The 16,797-nt window shown below is 71.6% G+C and carries 12 protein-coding genes; 9 read left to right on the forward strand and 3 right to left on the reverse strand.

Translation table 11 applies throughout. From position 1 onward, the window contains the following. Nucleotides 1–12 precede the first annotated feature (12 nt). The 3 genes from IG78_RS50975 to IG78_RS0102335 form a co-directional block, all read right to left on the reverse strand. Nucleotides 13–351 (reverse strand): helix-turn-helix domain-containing protein, encoded by a 339-nt coding sequence (locus tag IG78_RS50975; protein WP_051852309.1) that lies wholly within the window; start codon nucleotides 349–351, stop codon nucleotides 13–15. Next, a complete protein-coding gene (locus IG78_RS50980; protein WP_051852310.1) occupies nucleotides 300–611 on the reverse strand; it encodes a hypothetical protein in 312 nt (103 codons plus the stop codon). Before IG78_RS50980 ends, IG78_RS50975 begins: the two co-directional genes overlap by 52 nt. A gap of 77 nt (nucleotides 612–688) precedes the next feature. Then, on the reverse strand, nucleotides 689–1,234 hold the full coding sequence (locus IG78_RS0102335; protein ID WP_078965104.1) for a cupin domain-containing protein: 546 nt from the start codon (nucleotides 1,232–1,234) through the stop codon (nucleotides 689–691). A gap of 741 nt (nucleotides 1,235–1,975) precedes the next feature. On the opposite strand from IG78_RS0102335, the gene IG78_RS0102340 reads away from it, so the two are divergent. The 9 genes from IG78_RS0102340 to IG78_RS0102380 all read left to right on the forward strand — a co-directional run bounded on the left by IG78_RS0102340 (nucleotide 1,976) and on the right by IG78_RS0102380 (nucleotide 16,797). Further along, complete coding sequence (locus tag IG78_RS0102340) at nucleotides 1,976–3,454, forward strand: sugar transferase (protein WP_030559339.1); 1,479 nt, start codon at nucleotides 1,976–1,978, stop codon at nucleotides 3,452–3,454. A 73-nt stretch (nucleotides 3,455–3,527) separates the two neighbouring features. After that, complete coding sequence (locus IG78_RS0102345) at nucleotides 3,528–4,844, forward strand: nucleotide sugar dehydrogenase (protein ID WP_030559340.1); 1,317 nt, start codon at nucleotides 3,528–3,530, stop codon at nucleotides 4,842–4,844. Then, nucleotides 4,834–6,099: a glycosyltransferase family 4 protein gene (locus tag IG78_RS0102350; protein ID WP_030559342.1), complete on the forward strand. Its 1,266-nt coding sequence runs from the start codon at nucleotides 4,834–4,836 to the stop codon at nucleotides 6,097–6,099. Before IG78_RS0102345 ends, IG78_RS0102350 begins: the two co-directional genes overlap by 11 nt. Then, on the forward strand, nucleotides 6,096–7,526 hold the full coding sequence (locus IG78_RS0102355) for a Wzz/FepE/Etk N-terminal domain-containing protein (protein WP_030559343.1): 1,431 nt from the start codon (nucleotides 6,096–6,098) through the stop codon (nucleotides 7,524–7,526). Before IG78_RS0102350 ends, IG78_RS0102355 begins: the two co-directional genes overlap by 4 nt. Beyond that, nucleotides 7,523–9,052, forward strand: a complete 1,530-nt coding sequence (locus IG78_RS0102360) for a Wzz/FepE/Etk N-terminal domain-containing protein (RefSeq protein ID WP_030559344.1) — start codon at nucleotides 7,523–7,525, stop codon at nucleotides 9,050–9,052. The genes IG78_RS0102355 and IG78_RS0102360 overlap by 4 nt, the downstream gene beginning before the upstream one ends. Nucleotides 9,053–9,055: 3 nt before the next feature. Continuing rightward, nucleotides 9,056–10,990 (forward strand): asparagine synthase (glutamine-hydrolyzing), encoded by a 1,935-nt coding sequence (gene asnB, locus IG78_RS0102365; RefSeq protein ID WP_030559345.1) that lies wholly within the window; start codon nucleotides 9,056–9,058, stop codon nucleotides 10,988–10,990. Between the two features lie 16 nt (nucleotides 10,991–11,006). Beyond that, nucleotides 11,007–13,223 carry a bi-domain-containing oxidoreductase gene (locus IG78_RS0102370; protein ID WP_030559346.1) on the forward strand — a complete coding sequence of 739 codons (2,217 nt, stop codon included), beginning with the start codon at nucleotides 11,007–11,009 and terminating at the stop codon, nucleotides 13,221–13,223. Then, complete coding sequence (locus IG78_RS0102375) at nucleotides 13,220–15,265, forward strand: alginate lyase family protein (protein ID WP_030559348.1); 2,046 nt, start codon at nucleotides 13,220–13,222, stop codon at nucleotides 15,263–15,265. Before IG78_RS0102370 ends, IG78_RS0102375 begins: the two co-directional genes overlap by 4 nt. Further along, on the forward strand, nucleotides 15,262–16,797 hold the full coding sequence (locus IG78_RS0102380) for a right-handed parallel beta-helix repeat-containing protein (protein WP_037685520.1): 1,536 nt from the start codon (nucleotides 15,262–15,264) through the stop codon (nucleotides 16,795–16,797). The genes IG78_RS0102375 and IG78_RS0102380 overlap by 4 nt, the downstream gene beginning before the upstream one ends.

Consider the following 16,797-nt stretch of genomic DNA (forward strand, 5'->3'; position numbering starts at 1 on the left):
CCGTCCTGGCGGTCACATCTTGCGGTAGGCGGACGGCCGGACGCCGACGTGCGTGAGGAAGGCCGTGGACAGGCTGCCTGGCCCTGAGAAGCCGCAGCGTTCGGCGATCTGTCCGAGGGTGAGGCCGGTGCCGGTGAGCAGTCGCCGCGCCTCCTCGATCCGCAGTCGGGTCAGGAACCGGTGCGGTGTCTCACCGGTGGCCTCGCGGAAGACGCGGATGAAGTGGTAGACGCTCAGCCGCACTTCGGCGGCGAGGTCGGCGAGCGTCAGCGGTTCCGCGAGCCGCTCCCGCATGACCGTCACGGCCTTGCGGACCGCGGTGTGCTCGGGCCCGAGCAGAGGTCGGTCCACCCCCCGGCCCCGGTTCCGCCCCGGTCCGCCCTGCCCCCGCTGCGTGTCCGCATGTCCGCGTCCCCCCTCGTACAGAGCACGAGGTGCAGGTCGGACACGCCGGGCAGTGGCAGCTCCGCCGCCTCGTCCGCGTGCGTGAAGCACTGCACGAGCAGCGACCGCCAGCCCGCGTCGTGCCAACTGCAGTAGGTGCGCCGCACGGACTTCTCCGTGTCGACGTCCGCGTACGGTGCCAGGTCGAAGTCGGGCGAGTCGAACACGCCGCCACCCTACGCCCGCGGTGACCGTGACGGCCTGCCGTCACAGCCAGGTGCCGCCAGCCACGTGCCGCCGGCCCTCAGCGGGAGTCGGTGGCGGGTTCGGTGGCGTAACGGCTCATCGCGTCGACGTGCGCCCTCGGGGTGAGTGCCTGCTCGTCTGCGGCCATGTCTTGCAGGTCCCGGAAGTACTGCACGTACAGATCCGGTGTGAACGTGCTGAGCATGACGGCCTGTTGCCCGGTCGCGTTGGCGAACGTGTGCGGGGCTCCGCGCGGGACCATCACGAGGGTGCCCGCGGTCGCGTCGTGGGTGTCTTGCCCGACGGTGAACCGCACCGTTCCGGAGATGACGTAGAAGCCCTCGTCGTGCCGCGCGTGGCGGTGTTGCGGCGGCCCGGGCGTGTGCGGCGCGAGAACGGACTCGGTGATGCCGATGCGGTGCCCGGTGTTGCTGCCGTCTTCTAGCACCCGCATGCGGGTGCTGCCCAGAAGAAGCGTCTCGCCCTCCTCCGGGCCGACCACCGACACGGCCGGGGCGCCGGGTTCGGCTGGGCCTACGGGGTGGGTGGGGCCGTCGGGGTGGCCGGGGATGGTCGACTCACTGGTCTGCGTCGTGTCGGTCATGAGGTGATTTCACGGCAGGGGCGCTGTGGCTGTCCAAGACCTGTTCGGTGGGCTCGATGCCGTACGGGTATCGGCGGAGGAAACCAGGGCGTCGAGCGGGCCTCCCGAAGACATCAACAACGCCTGCGCGACGCCTGGTTGCCAGCTTGTGACCACCCCGGGACCGCAGGACTCGGCGACCCGGAGAACCCCCCTTCGTCGCAGGTCACCCCGCGCATCACCGCACTCGGGGCACCTGCGGGCAGGCGCCGGTCGGTGTATCCGCTCTCAAAGCTTGAGCACAAATTGCACACACCCCCTCTACACACTGGCCTCGATGGTCTAAATTGACCGTGCTTCAGCTATGCGGACACGAAGCGACAAATGATGATCTATAGGTTCGGCGCCAAGGACAGCCAGGATCCACGTCCCCGGCGCCGGACGTGGGGGTGATCAACTCTCGGGGCCCTGGAGGGGGGCCGGGTGCGGGGAGCACCCGGGGTTTCGACGGGTTCCCGCGCGGCTCGCGGGTCCGGCATGAACTGCGAAGTCCCATGCCGCGAGGGCGAGTTGCGCACTCAGCGCTGAATCCAGCCGGGACGTACCGCGTGGAGGGCGTGGGCTTCCCGAGGGGAGGAGCAGCGCGGCGCGGGAGGCGGGGGCCTCCCGAGGGGGAGGAACAGGGCGATACAGGGGGCGGGGGCCTCCTGATGAACAGGGTTGGGCGAAAACGCCGAACCACTGGCGACCTGGGGGGGTTCTGTGCAGCAGGGGGAATTAGCCAGCCCGTTTCCGTCGGCGCGCGGGCGTCTGGCGAACGGGACGATCAGCCAACCTGCAAGCGACTGGGAGCAGCGCTATCGCCGTACCGTGATCACCAGCGACACCGTGGCCACCGCCCTGGTGGTGGCGTCGATCGGCTCCTTCTTCGGGGCCAGGGACGCGGCCAACTGGCACGAGAAGTGGGGCATTCTCGCCTTCGGCACCGAACTGCTCGTACTGGGAGCACTCGCGGTGAGCAGGTCGTGGGCTCCGGCCGTGCTCGGCCAGGGCGCCGAGGAGTTCCGCCGGCTCGGTCGCTCACTGTTCATGGCGGCAGTCGTCCTGGCGCTCGGAGGGATCGCCCTCACCTCGCGCAACATCAAGCTCTGGATCTTCGTCGCGATCCCCGCGATCGCCATCGTCACCATGACGGCCCGGTATCTGCTGCGGCTGCGGCTGCACAGACACCGCAAGGAAGGACGGTGTCTGAGACCGGTGCTCGCTGCCGGGAGCCCGGCCACCGTGAGCGACCTGATCACCCGGGTGCGCAAGTTCCCGCACCTCGGCTGGCGGGTGGACGCGGTGTGCACGACGGACGGTCTCGGGCTCGACGGTGCCCAACTGGACGGTGTGCCCGTCGTCGGCCAACTGACGGATGTCGCCCTCCACGTCCGCCGCGACGGCTACCGTGTCGTCGCGGTCACACCGGACCCGCACTGGTCACCGGGCCGGCTACAGCGCCTGGCCTGGAACCTTGAGGGCTGCGATACCGAGATGGTCGTGGCCCCCGTCCTGATGGAGGTGGCGGGACCGCGGCTGCATGTCGACGCGGTGCTCGGGATACCGCTCCTGCGGGTCAGCATGCCGACCTTCACCGGGGGCCGCAGGGCGGTCAAGGGGATCGTCGACCGGATGGGCGCCGCGCTCCTGCTGATCCTGTTCGCGCCGCTGATGGCGCTCGTCGGGCTGCTCGTCCTTGTGGACAGCAGGGGCGGGGCGTTCTACCGCCAGCGCAGGGTCGGCAAGGACGGCTGCGAGTTCACCATCTACAAGTTCCGCACCATGGTCACCGGGGCGCACGCGGTACGTGCCGAACTGGCCGACCTCGATGAGGGTGCGGGGTTGCTGTTCAAGCTCCGCCGGGATCCGCGGGTGACCCGGGTGGGAGCGGTTCTTCGCCGGTACTCGCTCGACGAGCTCCCGCAGCTCTTCAACGTACTCACCGGATCGATGTCGCTCGTCGGCCCGCGGCCGCCGCTGCCGGAGGAGTCCGCGGCGTACGGCCCGGACATCCGGCGGCGGCTCCTGGTCAAGCCCGGACTCACCGGCCTGTGGCAGATCAGCGGGCGCAGCGACCTGCCGTGGGAGGAGGCGGTCCGCCTCGACCTGCGGTACGTGGAGGACTGGTCGCTCGCCCTGGACACAGTGATCTTGTGGAAGACGCTGCGTGCGGTGATCCATGGTCAGGGGGCCTACTGATGGGCGCGATTGGTCGTACGGGCGGCACACGGACCGCGGGCCCGGAGGGCCTGCCTGGGGGGAGGGACGGGTCATGAGGGTCAGCGTTTTCGGGCTCGGCTACGTGGGCTGTGTGTCGGCCGCGTGCCTGGCGAGCATGGGGCACGAGGTCATCGGGGTGGATGTCAACCAGGTGAAGGTCGACCTGGTCAACGACGGCAAGGCCCCGGTGGTCGAGGAGCGGATCGGCGAGCTCACCGCGGAGGTCGTGCGGAGCGGAGCGTTACGCGCCACCCTTGACGTCCGCGAGGCGATCATGGGGAGCGAGGTGTCGCTGATCTGCGTGGGCACCCCGTCGGAGCCCAACGGCAGCCTGTGCACGACGTACTTGGAGCGGGTCACCGAGCAGATCGGCGTGGCGCTCGCCGAGCGGGGCGGCCGGCAGACCGTCGTGTTCCGCAGCACCATGCTCCCTGGCACCTGTCTGAACCTCCTCGTGCCGATCCTGGAGAAGAACGTCGGCGGCACGGCGGGGGTGGACTTCGGGGTCGCGGTCAACCCGGAGTTCCTGCGCGAGGGCACGAGCGTGCGGGACTTCTTCGACCCGCCCAAGACAGTCGTCGGCGAGCTCGGCCCGGCGAGTGGCGACGCGGTCCTCGCGCTGTACGACGGCTTGCCCGGCGAGGTGTTCCGGGTGCCGGTGCCGACGGCCGAGGCGGTCAAGTACGCAGACAACGCGTTCCACGGCCTCAAGATCGGCTTCGCGAACGAGCTGGGCGCGGTGTGCCAGGCACTCGGCGTCGACTCGCACCAGGTGATGGACGTGTTCCTGGCCGACCGCAAGCTGAACATCAGCTCCGCCTATCTGCGGCCGGGCTTCGCCTTCGGCGGCTCCTGCCTGCCCAAGGACCTGCGCAGCCTGGTCCACGCGGCGCGGCGCGCGGACATCTCGGTGCCCATCCTCTCCCATGTGCTGCCCTCCAACTCCGACCATCTGCAGCGCGCGGTGGAGCTGGTCGAGCGCACCGGCAAGCGCCGGGTTGGCCTTTTCGGTCTCTCCTTCAAACCCGGCACCGACGACCTCCGCGAGAGCCCGCTGGTCGAGCTGGCGGAGCGGCTCTTCGGCAAGGGCTACGACCTGAAGATCCACGACGCCAACGTCAGTCTCTCCCGGCTGATGGGTGCGAACCGCGAGTACATCGAGACCCGCCTTCCGCATCTCGCGGAACTGCTCGCGGACTCCGTCGACGAGGTCCTCGAACACGCCGAGGTGTGCCTGGTCGGCACCAGGGACCCGGCCGTCGTAGCGGCGCTGCCCCACGGCGACGGACCGGTGATCGTCGATCTCATCCGCCTACCCGACGCCGAGAAGCGCCGGACCGAACCGGGGTACATGGGCCTTGCTTGGTGACGCGAGAAGCAACGACGAGCCGGACCGGCGCGCGCTGATCCTGGTGGAGAACCTGTCGGTGCCCTTCGACCGGCGGGTGTGGCAGGAGTGCACGACGCTGCGCGACGCGGGCTGGACGGTGCACGTCATCTGCCCCCGGGGGAGCAAGCGGGACACGGAGCCGGAGGCGGAGATCGACGGGGTGCGGATCCACCGCTACCCGTTGCGCGCGGCCACCGGAGGTCCGGCCGGCTATCTGCGGGAGTACGGCTCGGCCCTGTGGCACACCTACCGCCTCGCCCGCGGGGTCGGCCCGGTGCACGTGGTCCACGCCTGCAATCCGCCGGACCTGCTGTTCCTGCCCGCACGGTGGCTGACGCGGCGCGGCGCACGGTTCGTCTTCGACCAGCACGACCTGGTGCCGGAGCTGTACCTGTCCCGGTTCGACCGGGGCAAGGATCTGCTCTACCGGGGGGTGTGCGCCCTCGAACGGCTGACCTACCGAGCCGCGGACATCGTGATCGCCACGAACGAGAGCTACCGGGACGTCGCGGTGAGCCGTGGCGGCAAGAGGCCGGAGGACGTCTTCGTGGTGCGCAGCGCGCCCGCGACCGACCGGTTCCAACCGGTGCCGCCCGAGCCGGAGTTGAAGCACGGCAAGCCTCATCTGCTGTGCTACCTCGGCGTCATGGGACCGCAGGACGGCGTCGACTACGCGTTGCGGGCCCTGGCGAAGCTGCGGGACGAGTTCGGGCGTACCGACTGGCACGCGGTGTTCGTCGGCTCCGGCGACGCCTTCGACACGATGGTGGAGCTGTCCCGGCAGCTCGGGCTCGCCGAGCAAGTGCAGTTCACCGGCCGCGTCCCTGACGCCGACCTGGTGCGCTACCTGTCCACCGCGGACGTGTGCCTCTCCCCCGACCCGCGCAACCCGCTCAACGACGTGTCGACCATGAACAAGGTCCTTGAGTACATGGCGATGGGCCGTCCGATCGTCTCGTTCGACCTGCGGGAGGCGCGTGTCTCCGCCGGTGACGCCGCCGTGTACGCGCCCGCCGACGACGAGGCCGAGTTCGCCAGGCTCATCACGGTGCTCCTCGACGACCCGGAGGAGCGCGCCCGGATGGGCAAGATCGGCCAGGAGCGGATCAGCGGGCCGCTCTCCTGGCGGAACTCGCAGAAGTCGCTGCTCGCCGCCTACGCCGCTGCCTGCCGCGGCCGCACTCCGGTGCCGCCGGGCGGCACGGTCCGCACAGGGTGGAGGCAGCGCGGTTGAGCGAGGACACGATACGCCTGGTCACGATCGGGCGGATTCTCAGCCGGCGCCGGCGGCTTCTCGCCGTCGTCGCCGTCCTCGGCGCACTCCTCGGGTACGGCGCCTCGGTGCTGTTCCCGCCGCGTTACACGGCGTCGGCATCGGTCCTGCTGCCGGGGCAGTGGGAGGAACGCGAGCTGCTGACCCAGGCGGAGATCGCGACCAGTTCGTCGGTGGTCGACCGCGCGGCCGCCACGCTCCGCTGGAAAGGCGTCAGCGGCAGTGAGCTGCGGGACCGCGTGAGCGCCAAGGCCACCGAAGGGAACATCCTCAAGATCTCCGGTACGGCCGGGACCCCGGAGCGCGCGCAGCAGCTCTCCGACGGCCTCGCCAAGGAATTCGTCACCTTCGCCGCGCGGATCGCGGGCGAGAGCGCCGACCCCGGAGCGGCTACGGGCCCCGAGGCGCTGCGGCAGAAGGTCGAGGAGACCAACCGCCGCATCACCGACCTCGCGGAGGCGGCCGATCCGGGGCAGACCGTGGAGAGCGTGCAGGCCCGCACCGCGCTCGAGAAGCTGCGCACCGATCTTGCGGAGGCCATGAAGAAGCTGGACGAGGCCGACCCGGCGTCCGACAAGGCCGGCATGGTCGTCATGGGGCCAGCGGCCCGGCCCACCGGTGAGGCGCCGCCGACGAGGACGCAGCTCGTCGTCGGCGGGGCGCTGCTGTCCTTCCTGCTCGCTGTCATCGGGCATCTCGCAGCCGCCCGGGTGAACCGCAGGCCGCGCACCGAACCGGAGATCGCCGCGGCCCTCGGCTCGGCGCTCATCGGCACCGTCGACGTGCCCGGTGAACGGGCGGCGCACCGGCCGAAAGGCGGTGGCCCGGGGGTCTGGACCCGATGGTTCCTCGGCCTTGACACCCGGTGGGACCTACCGGCCCCCCGGACGTCCGGCGACGAGGCCGGCAGACGGATCCGCTACCGGCGGGTGTGCGCCCGCCTCCGCGACCGCCTTCCGGCCCCCCGGCGTCTCCTGGTCGTCGTACCGGACGGTGACGAGATCGCCCGCAGGGCCGCCGGGCGGCTCGTCGCCGAGTCCAGGAGTGACCCTGTCCCGCCCTCTTCACCCTCGGCCCCGTCGTCCCCCTCTTTCGCGGGGTACCCCGTGCTGCGGGTGGTGGACGTGTCGGTGTCCCAGCCGATGGTGCCCGACCGCGACACCGAGTCCGGTGCCGTGGTCGTGATCAGCGCGGGCAGTTGGACCGCGGGGGAGCTCGCCGCCATCGCCGGGGCGTGTGCGGACGGCGGGCACGAGGTCGTCGGCATCGTCGTCGCCGACCCGGTCAGGACCCGTTCCACCCGTCCCGCCCGCTCCGCCGGCCGTCCGCCGGAGAACGCCACGCCGGCGCTCGCGGTCCGCGGTTCTGCGACGGGAGGTTCCGCGTGACGACGAGCACGGCCCCGGAGTCGTCGGCAGCCGCTCCGCTCGTGGACCTGCGGGCGCTGGTGGTGGCGGTGCGCAGACGCCGCCGCCTGTGGTGCTCCCTGGCGCTGGTCGGGCTGCTCGCCGGCGCGGCGCTCGCGGTCCTGCGGCCGCCGCCGCCGACCGCGGTGACCAAGATCCTCGTCGCGCACAAGGAGGACCAGCCGAACGACACCGGAACGCTGATCCGCACCGACGTCGAGCTGCTCCGGACCACCCGGATCGCCGGCAAGGCCCTTGAGTCCCTCAGGTCCACGGAGAAACCGGAGGACTTCATGCGGAACTACCGGGGCACCGGCCTGACCAACAACCTGTTGCAGATCCAGGTGACAGCCGACACCGACGGGCAGGCCCGGGCCCGGGCCGAGGCGCTGGCCGACGCGTTCGTCGCGGACCATGTGAGGCGGATGCGGGACTCCGCGAAGGCCGAGGCCAAGGCCCTGCTCGACCAGCGCGACCGTATGCGGGACGAACTCGTCCGGGTCAACGAGTCGATCGGAAACCGGTCCCCCGAGAGCGACCCGAAGGCGTCGGCGAGCATTGAGTCGCTCTTCTCACGCCGGGCCGAACTCACGTCGCGGATCGCCGACTTCGACCAGCGCGCCGAGGAGGCGCGCGTCGGCACGCCCCAGCTCATCGCCGGCACGCAGATCGTGGACGCCCCGCGCGCGGTGCGGCACTCCCTGCCGAGGGCCGCCGCTACCAACTCCGCGATCGGGCTCGTCCTCGGGCTGGTCCTCGGCCTTGCCCTCGCCGCCGTCGGCACGGTCGTGGCGGACCGGCCCGTGCTGCGCCGGGAGATCGCCGTGAACCTGGGCGCCTCGGTCATCGGGGAGCTGCGCCGCGTGTCCCGCCGGCCTGCCTGGCCCTGGCGGCGCCGAAGGACCCGGGCGGCACGGACGCGGCTCACCGCGACGCTGGCCCGTGCCGTGCGCGACTCCGCGGAACCGGTGTCGCTGCTCGAACTGGGCTGTGCGCACTCCACGAGCGAGATCGCCCTGGACCTCGCGAGGGCACTGGCGGCGGAGGGGCCGGTGGAGATCGTCGACGGCCTGCCGGGACCGCAGCTCGCGAACCGCCGCGCGGAGCCGGGCGACCCGGCCGTGGTCAGCGGTGAGCGTGCCGAAGCCCTGCCGCGGCAAGGGCGCAGGCTCGGCGTCGGCTCGGTCGCGCCCGGCACGGCGTGGACCGACCTCCGGTTCCTCGGCACCCGGACCGTGCTCGTCGTGCGTGCCGGACACGGCAGCGCCGCCTGGCTGCACACCGTGGCGCGGCAACTCGCGGACCTGGGCGTCCCGGTGATCGGCGTTGTGCTCATCGACCCCGATCCGCGGGACAGGACCGACGGCACCCTGTGGGACGGGCCGCACACCGCGCTGCGCGGCCCTTTGAAGCGGCCGGCCCGGCAGAACGGGACGGGGCAGCCGCGTACGGAGCGACCCTCGGTGCCTGCCGCACGGGTCCCGAACAGCGACCAGGAGGCGCGGTAGACCATGTGTGGCATCGCAGGCACCTACCGATGGCCGGAGGGAAAGTCGGTGACCGACCGGCTCACCGACGTCCTCGCCCACCGCGGCCCGGACGGGGCGGGCCGGTACAGTCACCCCGCCGGTGACGGCGAAGTGCACCTCGGGCACCGCAGGTTGGCCATCATCGACCTGTCGGGGACCGGCGCCCAGCCGATGGTCTCGGGCGGCCTCGCCCTCACGTACAACGGCGAGCTGTACAACGCGCCCGAGCTGCGGGCCGAGCTGGCAGCGGCCGGAGCGCGCTTCCGCGGCACCTCCGACACCGAGGTGCTTCTGGAGGCCTGGCGGCGCTGGGGCACGGACTGTCTGCCCCGGCTGCGCGGCATGTTCGCGTTCGCGGTCTTCGACGAGCGCACCGGTGACCTGGTGCTCGCCCGCGACCAACTGGGGGTCAAGCCGCTGTTCCTGCTCCGGCGCGGCGAGGGCCTGGTGTTCGCCTCCGAGCTCAAGGCGCTCGCCGCCGTGACCGGCGGGTCCCTCGAGGTGGACCATGCGGCCCTGGTGGCCTCGCTCCTCTACTACTGGGTGCCGGACTCGCGGTGCGCGTTCCGCGAGGCGGAGAAGCTGCCGCCGGGGAGCTGGCTGCGGGTGCGGCCCGACGGCCGGGTGGAGCGCGGCCGGTACTGGCATCTGAAGGACGTCGCCGCCGAGGGCCAGGAGCGGGCCCGCAGCGGCGAGCTGCCGGACCTTGCCGCCGTCGTCGAGGAGTCGACCCGGCAGCACATGCTCTCCGACGTACCCGTGGCGACCTTCCTCTCCGGCGGTCTCGACTCCAGCTATCTGACCGCCCTCGCGGCCCGCCACCAGCCGGGGATCTCCGCCTACACGATCGGGTTCCGCGCCGAGGACGCCAAGTTCGAGGCGATGCCGGACGACCTGCGCTACGCCCGGCAGGTCGCCGAGCGGTTCGGCGTCGACCTGCATGAGATCGAGATCGCCCCGAACGTGCTCGACCTGCTGCCGGAGATGACGTACCACCTGGACGAGCCGATCGGCGACCCCGCCGCGATCAACACGTTCCTGATCTGCTCGGCCGCCCGCGATGCCGGGGTCAAGGTGATGCTCTCGGGGATGGGCGCCGACGAGCTGTTCGCCGGATACCGCAAGCACCTGGCCAACCTGCTCGCGCTGCGCTACCAGCGGGTCCCGCGGCCCCTGCGGCGCGGTCTGGCCGCGACCGTGGACCAACTGCCGGTCGCCACGGCCCGCCGCGGATACCGGTCGGTGCGCTTCGCGAAGCGGTTCCTGTCCTTCGCCGAGCTGCCGGAGGAGACCGCGTTCCGGCGCAGCTACACCATGTACGACCAGGACGAGCTGCTCGCCCTCGTCGATCCGGACCTGGCCGGGACGGTCGAGGACGTACTGACCGAGCACGCGGACGTCTACCGGGACAACGACCTCGACGACTTCGTGAACCGCATGTGCCTCGGCGACGCCCGGATGTTCCTGCCGGGCCTGAACCTCGCCTATACCGACCGGTCGAGCATGGCCGCGTCGACCGAGGTGCGGGTGCCGTACGTGGACGTCGAGGTGGTCAGGGCGGCGTTCGCCGTGCCCGGCGACCGCAAGATCGTCGGCAGGCAGGGCAAGGCCGTCCTGAAGGAGGCGGCCGCCTCGGTTCTGCCCCGGGAGATCGTGTACCGGCCCAAGGGTCTGTTCAGCGCCCCGCTGCGGGCCTGGATGAGCCGGGATCTGGCGCCGCTGGTGCGCGAGGTGGTGCACGACGGTGTGCTCGTCAACTCCGGGCTCCTGCGCCGCGACGCCCTCGCGCGCATGGTCGCCGAGGACGCCGCGGGGCAGCGGGACTTCTCCAAGCATCTGTGGCATGTGCTGACCCTCGAGTACTGGTATCGCGGCGCGACCTCCGGGTCCGGCGAGAACGCTCGCTTGACGGCGTAGAAACAAGGGGACTTCGGTGAAACAGGTTGTGCAGAACTACAAGAGCGGCGAACTCGCGGTGCTCGACGTGCCGGTGCCGGGATGCAAGCCGGGCGGTGTCCTCGTCAGGACCGCCTACTCGCTGATCTCCACCGGGACCGAGCTCATGAAGGTGTCCGAGGCCGGCATGTCGATGCTCGGCAAGGCCCGCTCCCGCCCGGACCAGGTGGCCAAGGTCATGCAGAGCGTGGCCACCAACGGCATGCCCGCCACCTACCGCAAGGTGATGGGCAAACTGGACTCCTACACGCCGCTCGGCTACTCGCTGTGCGGGGTGGTCGAACAGGTCGGCGCCGGGATCGACGAGGTGAAGGCCGGCGACCTCGTGGCGTGCGCGGGCAACGAGCACGCGCTGCACGCCGAGCTGAACTGGGTGCCGAAGAACCTGTTCGCCCCGGTGCCGGACGGCCTCGCGCCACGCCACGCGGCCTTCGGCACCGTCGGGTCGATCGCGATGCAGGGCGTCCGCCGCGGCGAGCCGCAACTCGGCGACGTGGCCCTTGTCATCGGCCTCGGCCTGATCGGGCAGTTGGTGGCGCAGCTCCTCACCGCATCGGGCGTCCGTGTCGTCGGGGTCGACCCCGACCCGGTGCGCTGCGGGCTCGCCGAGCGCCTGGGCGCCGCGGCCTGCGGCGATCCCGCGTCGGCGGCCGTGGAGACCACCGTCGCCGAACTCACCGACGGCCACGGCGTGGACCAGGTGTACCTGGCCGCGGGCGGCACCGGCAATCAGCCCGTGGAGCTGGCCGCCCGGCTCTGCCGGGACCGGGGCCGGGTCGTCGACATCGGCAAGTGCCGCCTGGACCTGCCCTGGAACGCGTACTACGAGAAGGAGCTGGACGTCCGCTTCTCCCGCAGTTACGGCCCCGGGCGCTACGACCCCGAGTACGAGCTTCAGGGGCGCGACTACCCGATCGGCTATGTGCGCTGGACCGAGCGCCGCAACCTGGCGTGCTTCCTCGATCTCATGGCCCGCGGCCGCGTCGACGTGGAGCCGTTGGTCTCCCACATCGCCGACTTCGACGACGCCGTCGAGACGTACCGGAGCCTGAAGGACGGCGACCTGAAGGCCGTGGCCGTGCTGTTCCGCTACCCCGAACCCGCGCAGGAGAAGCAGAAGAAGGGGGAAGCGGCGCCCCCCGCGGTGGCCGTGCCCGCGGTGAAGCGACGCGGCGGCCAGGTACGCACCCCCAGCGGGGCCGCCAGGTCGCCGGTGCGCCTCGCGTTCGTCGGCGCGGGCAACTACGCCACGTCGATGCTCCTTCCGCACCTGGCGCAGCGCGAAGGCGTCGAACTGTCGACCGTCGTCACCACGACGGCGTTGTCCGCGGCCAACGCGAAGCGGAAGTTCGGCTTCACCGGGGCGACCACCGATCTCGACGCCGTGCTCGGTGACACCTCCGTCGACGCGGTGTTCGTGGTCACCCGGCACAGCTCGCACGCCGAACTGACGAAGAGGGCACTGCGGGCAGGCAAGGCGGTGTTCGTGGAGAAGCCCCTCGCTCTCAGCGAGGACGAGCTGGCCGGTGTCCTCGACACCGTGGAGGAGTCCGGCAACGACCGGCTCCAGGTGGGATTCAACCGCCGGTTCGCGCCGATGCTGGGGGAGGCCAGGAAGCGGTTCGGCGCCAGGACGGGACCGGCCAGCCTCCGCTACCTGGTCAACGCGGGCAGGCTGCGGCACGGTAGCTGGTACCTCCAGCAGGGCACCGAGGGCTCGCGGTTCGCCGGTGAGGGCGGGCACTTCATCGACACGGCCGGCTGGCTGCTCCAGGCCGACCCGGTCTCGGTGTACGCGGTCGCCACCGCCGGCAACGAGGACCTCCAGGTCGTGCTGCGCTACCCGGACGGGTCGACCGCCACCATCAGTTACGTCACCACGGGACCGGCGGGCTTTCCCAAGGAGACCCTCGACCTGGTCGCGGACGGCCGTGCGCTGCGGCTCGACGACTTCGTCCGTGCCTCGGTGTTCGCGGACGGGGGAGCCGGGCGTAAGCGGTGGGTGAGTTCGAGGCTCCCCAAGGCCAGGGACAAGGGCCAGGAAGCCGAACTGGCCGCGTTCGTCAGGGCCGTGCGGAGCGGCGGGCCGATGCCGGTACCCCTTGAGTCCCTCGTCGCCACCACGACGGCCACCCTCGCCGTACGGGCCAGTCTGGTCGGCGGCGCGCCCGTGACGCTGACGGCGGCGCGATGACCGCGCGCTCGGGCAGTCCGGGCTGGTACCTGCGACGCCTTTCCCGGATGCGGCCGCGGGAGGTCGGCGGCCGGGTGGGCGACGCGGTGCGCAGGCGGCGGTGGCGGTCGGCACGCCCCGCCCTGCCGCGCGTGACCGGCGCCCGGTTCACCGCGGTACTGCCCGCCGGGGCGATCGCCGCGGTGCCCCCGGACGCCGCGAAGCGTCTCGTCGCGGAGGCGGACCGCCTGCTTGCCGGGCACGTCACGTACTTCGGCGTGGTCCGCGACGACCTGGCGGACCCGGACTGGGGTTACGACCCGAAGACCGGGCGCCGGGCGCCGTGGGGCTACGCCTTCGACGTGCCGTACCGCAACGAGGACGCGGTCGGCGACATCAAGCAGATCTGGGAGCTGTCCCGGCACCAGTACCTCACCGTGCTCGCCGCGGCCTACGCGATCACCGGGGACGAGCGGTACGCCGAGCGCGTGGCCGAGCACCTGCGGTCCTGGTGGGCGGCCAACCCGCCGCTGCGCGGCGTGCACTGGGTGAGCGGCATCGAGCTGGGCATCCGGCTGCTCTCGTGGGTGTGGATCCGCCGGCTGCTCGACAGTTGGCCGGGCGCGGCCGGTCTCTTCGAGGACAACCCGGTGGCGCTGAAACAGATCTGGCACCACCAGCGCTGGCTCGCCGCCTTCCCCAGCCGGGGGTCTTCGGCGAACAACCACATCATCGCCGAAGCCGCCGGGCAGTCCGCCGCGGCCTGCGCGTTCGGGTGGTTCCCCGACTCGGCGCGCTGGCGGGCGGACGCGCTGCGCACTCTCGCACGGGAGCTGCGGAGCAACACCTTCGGCTCTGGCCTCAACCGCGAGCTGGCCACCGAGTACCACGGACTCGTCCTCGAACTCGGCCTTGCGGCGGTCGCCGAGGCGGACGCCGCGGGGGTGCCGGTCCCCGCGTCCGCCCGCCGGGTGCTGCTGCGCATGACCGACGCGCTCGCCGCCGTGGTCGACAACCGGCTGCGGCCGCCGCGCCAGGGGGACGCGGACGACGGGCACGGTCTGGTCGTGGACGGGGCGGGCACCGACCGCTGGGCCTCGCTCCTCGCCACCGGGGACGCCGTGTTCGGGCGGCTCCCCTGGTGGCCGCCGGTGACCGCCACCGATGTGCGTACCCCGCTGCTCGCCGCGCTGATCCGGCCGTACGCGGAGAAGCAGTACGCGGAGAAGCAGTACGCGGAGAAGCAGTACGCGGAGAAGGGAACCGCACCGGGCGTGTCCCGCCCGGCAAGCCGGCCGGCTCATTTCGCGGACGCGGGCATGACCGTCCTGCGCGGCCCCGAGGAGATCTGGTGCCGCTGCGACGGCGGCCCGCACGGCTTCCTGTCCATCGCCGCGCACGCCCACGCGGACGCGCTGTCGGTGGAGGTCCGGCACGACGGGGTCGACGTGCTCGCCGACCCCGGGACGTTCTGCTACCACGGGCAGCCCCGGTGGCGGCAGTACTTCCGGTCGACCCTCGGCCACAACACCCTGGAGCTGGACGGCGCCGACCAGTCCGTCTCCGGCGGCCCCTTCCTGTGGACCCGGCACGCCCGCAGCCGCGTCCTGGTCGCGGACACGTCCGGCCCCCTCGACGGGGGGACGGCCTGCTGGCGTGCCGAGCACGACGGCTACCAGGGCTCCGTGCACCGCCGCCAGGTGGAGCTGACCGCCGCGAGCCGGGAGCTGCGCGTCGTCGACGAGGTGCGGGGCCCGCGCCGGGACGTGCGCCTGGCGTTCCACCTCGGCCCGGCGATCACCGCGGACCTGGTGGGGAGCCGGGCGGCGCTCACCTGGAACCGGGACGGCGAGGAGCGGTCCGCGGTGCTCGTCCTGCCGGAGGAGCTGAGCTGGCGGGCGCACCGCGGCGAGAGCGACCCGCCGCTCGGCTGGTACTCCCCCGGCTTCGGGCGCAAAGAACCCACCACGACGCTGATCGGCACCGGATGCGCCGACGGCGGGCGGGGGTTCACCACCGTACTCAGGTTCCGCGGCTGGTCGGCCGGGGGGAAAGCGTGGTGATCAAGAGGCGGCACCGGGCGTCGCCGACGGCTCCGCTGGTGCTGCTCCTGCTGGCGGCGACCGGCTGTACGAGCACGCCGGACGCCCCGGCGGAGCCGACCGGTGCGCCGTCCACGTCCGGGGCGCCCGCCACACCCGTGGCCCGGGTGTGCGCGAGGCCCGCCGCCGGTCCCGCGAAGGCACCGGCGGGCGCGGTGACGGTCGACCCCGCGGTGGTCGGCGACCTGGCCGCGAAGACCAGGAGCAGCCCCCCGAACACCACGTTCTGGCTGCGACCCGGCAAACACAGGCTCGACCCCGAGCCCTACGCCCAGGTCATGCCCAAGAAGGGGAACCGCTACCTCGGCGCGCCCGGCGCGGTGCTCGACGGCCAAAAGACCAACAAGTACGCGTTCAGCGGCACCGCCCGCGACGTCACCGTGCGCCATCTGACCGTGCAGCGGTTCGTCGCGCCGCACAACGAGGGCGTGGTCAACCACGACATGGCCGACGGGTGGCTGATCGAGCACGCGAAGATCCAGTACAACTCCGGCGCCGGTCTTATGGCCGGTGCCCGCCAGCGGGTGCGCGCCAGTTGTCTGCGCGGCAACGGGCAGTACGGAATGAACGCGTACAAGACCGGGGACTCCATCAGGGGCCTGGTGGTCGAGCGCAACGAGATCGTGGGCAACAACACCGACAACTGGGAGCGGCGCAGGCCCGGGTGCGGCTGCACCGGAGGCATCAAGTTCTGGGCCGTCGACGGCGCCGAGATCCGCGGCAACTGGGTGCACGACAACCGCGGGACCGGGTTGTGGGCGGACAACAACAACAACGACTTCCGCATCGAGAACAACGTCCTCGAAGCCAACGACGGTGCCGCGCTGATGTACGAGACCAGCTACAACGCGGTCATCCGGAACAACACGATCCGGCGCAACAACTGGGTCGATGGCAAAAGGAGCGCCGACCGCGGCGACGACTTCCCGCACGCGACCGTCTATGTGTCCGAAGCGGGCGGCGAACCACGCGTCCGAGCCCGCACGAACAAGATCGAGATCTACCGGAACGTCCTGGAGAACAACTGGAACGGGATCACCCTGTGGGAGAACGCCGACCGGTTCTGCAACAGCCCGGCCAACACCTCGACCGGTTACTGCACGCTCCTGGTGAAGGACACCGACCGCTGCAAGCGCCCCGCGATCACCACCGCACCGCTCTACGCCGACTGCCGGTGGAAGACCCAGCGGGTGGACATCCACGACAACCGCTTCGTCCTCGACACCTCCGTCGTCAAGTGCGCGGAGAAGTGCGGCCGCATGGCGGTCCTCGCCAACTACGGCACCTATCCGGACTGGTCGCCGTACAAGGGCGAGCGGGTGGCCGAGGCCATCACCCACAAGCAGCACAACCGCTGGCACGACAACGTCTACCGCGGACCGTGGAACTTCGTCGCGGGCGACATGAGCCGCGAGCTCGACTCCGGACAGTGGCAGAGCACGCCGTACCAGCAGGACGCGGACAGCACCTTCGACCCGCGGGCCGGTGGTTGA

Source organism: Streptomyces aureocirculatus (genome assembly GCF_000720475.1).
Lineage (GTDB): Bacteria > Actinomycetota > Actinomycetes > Streptomycetales > Streptomycetaceae > Streptomyces > Streptomyces aureocirculatus.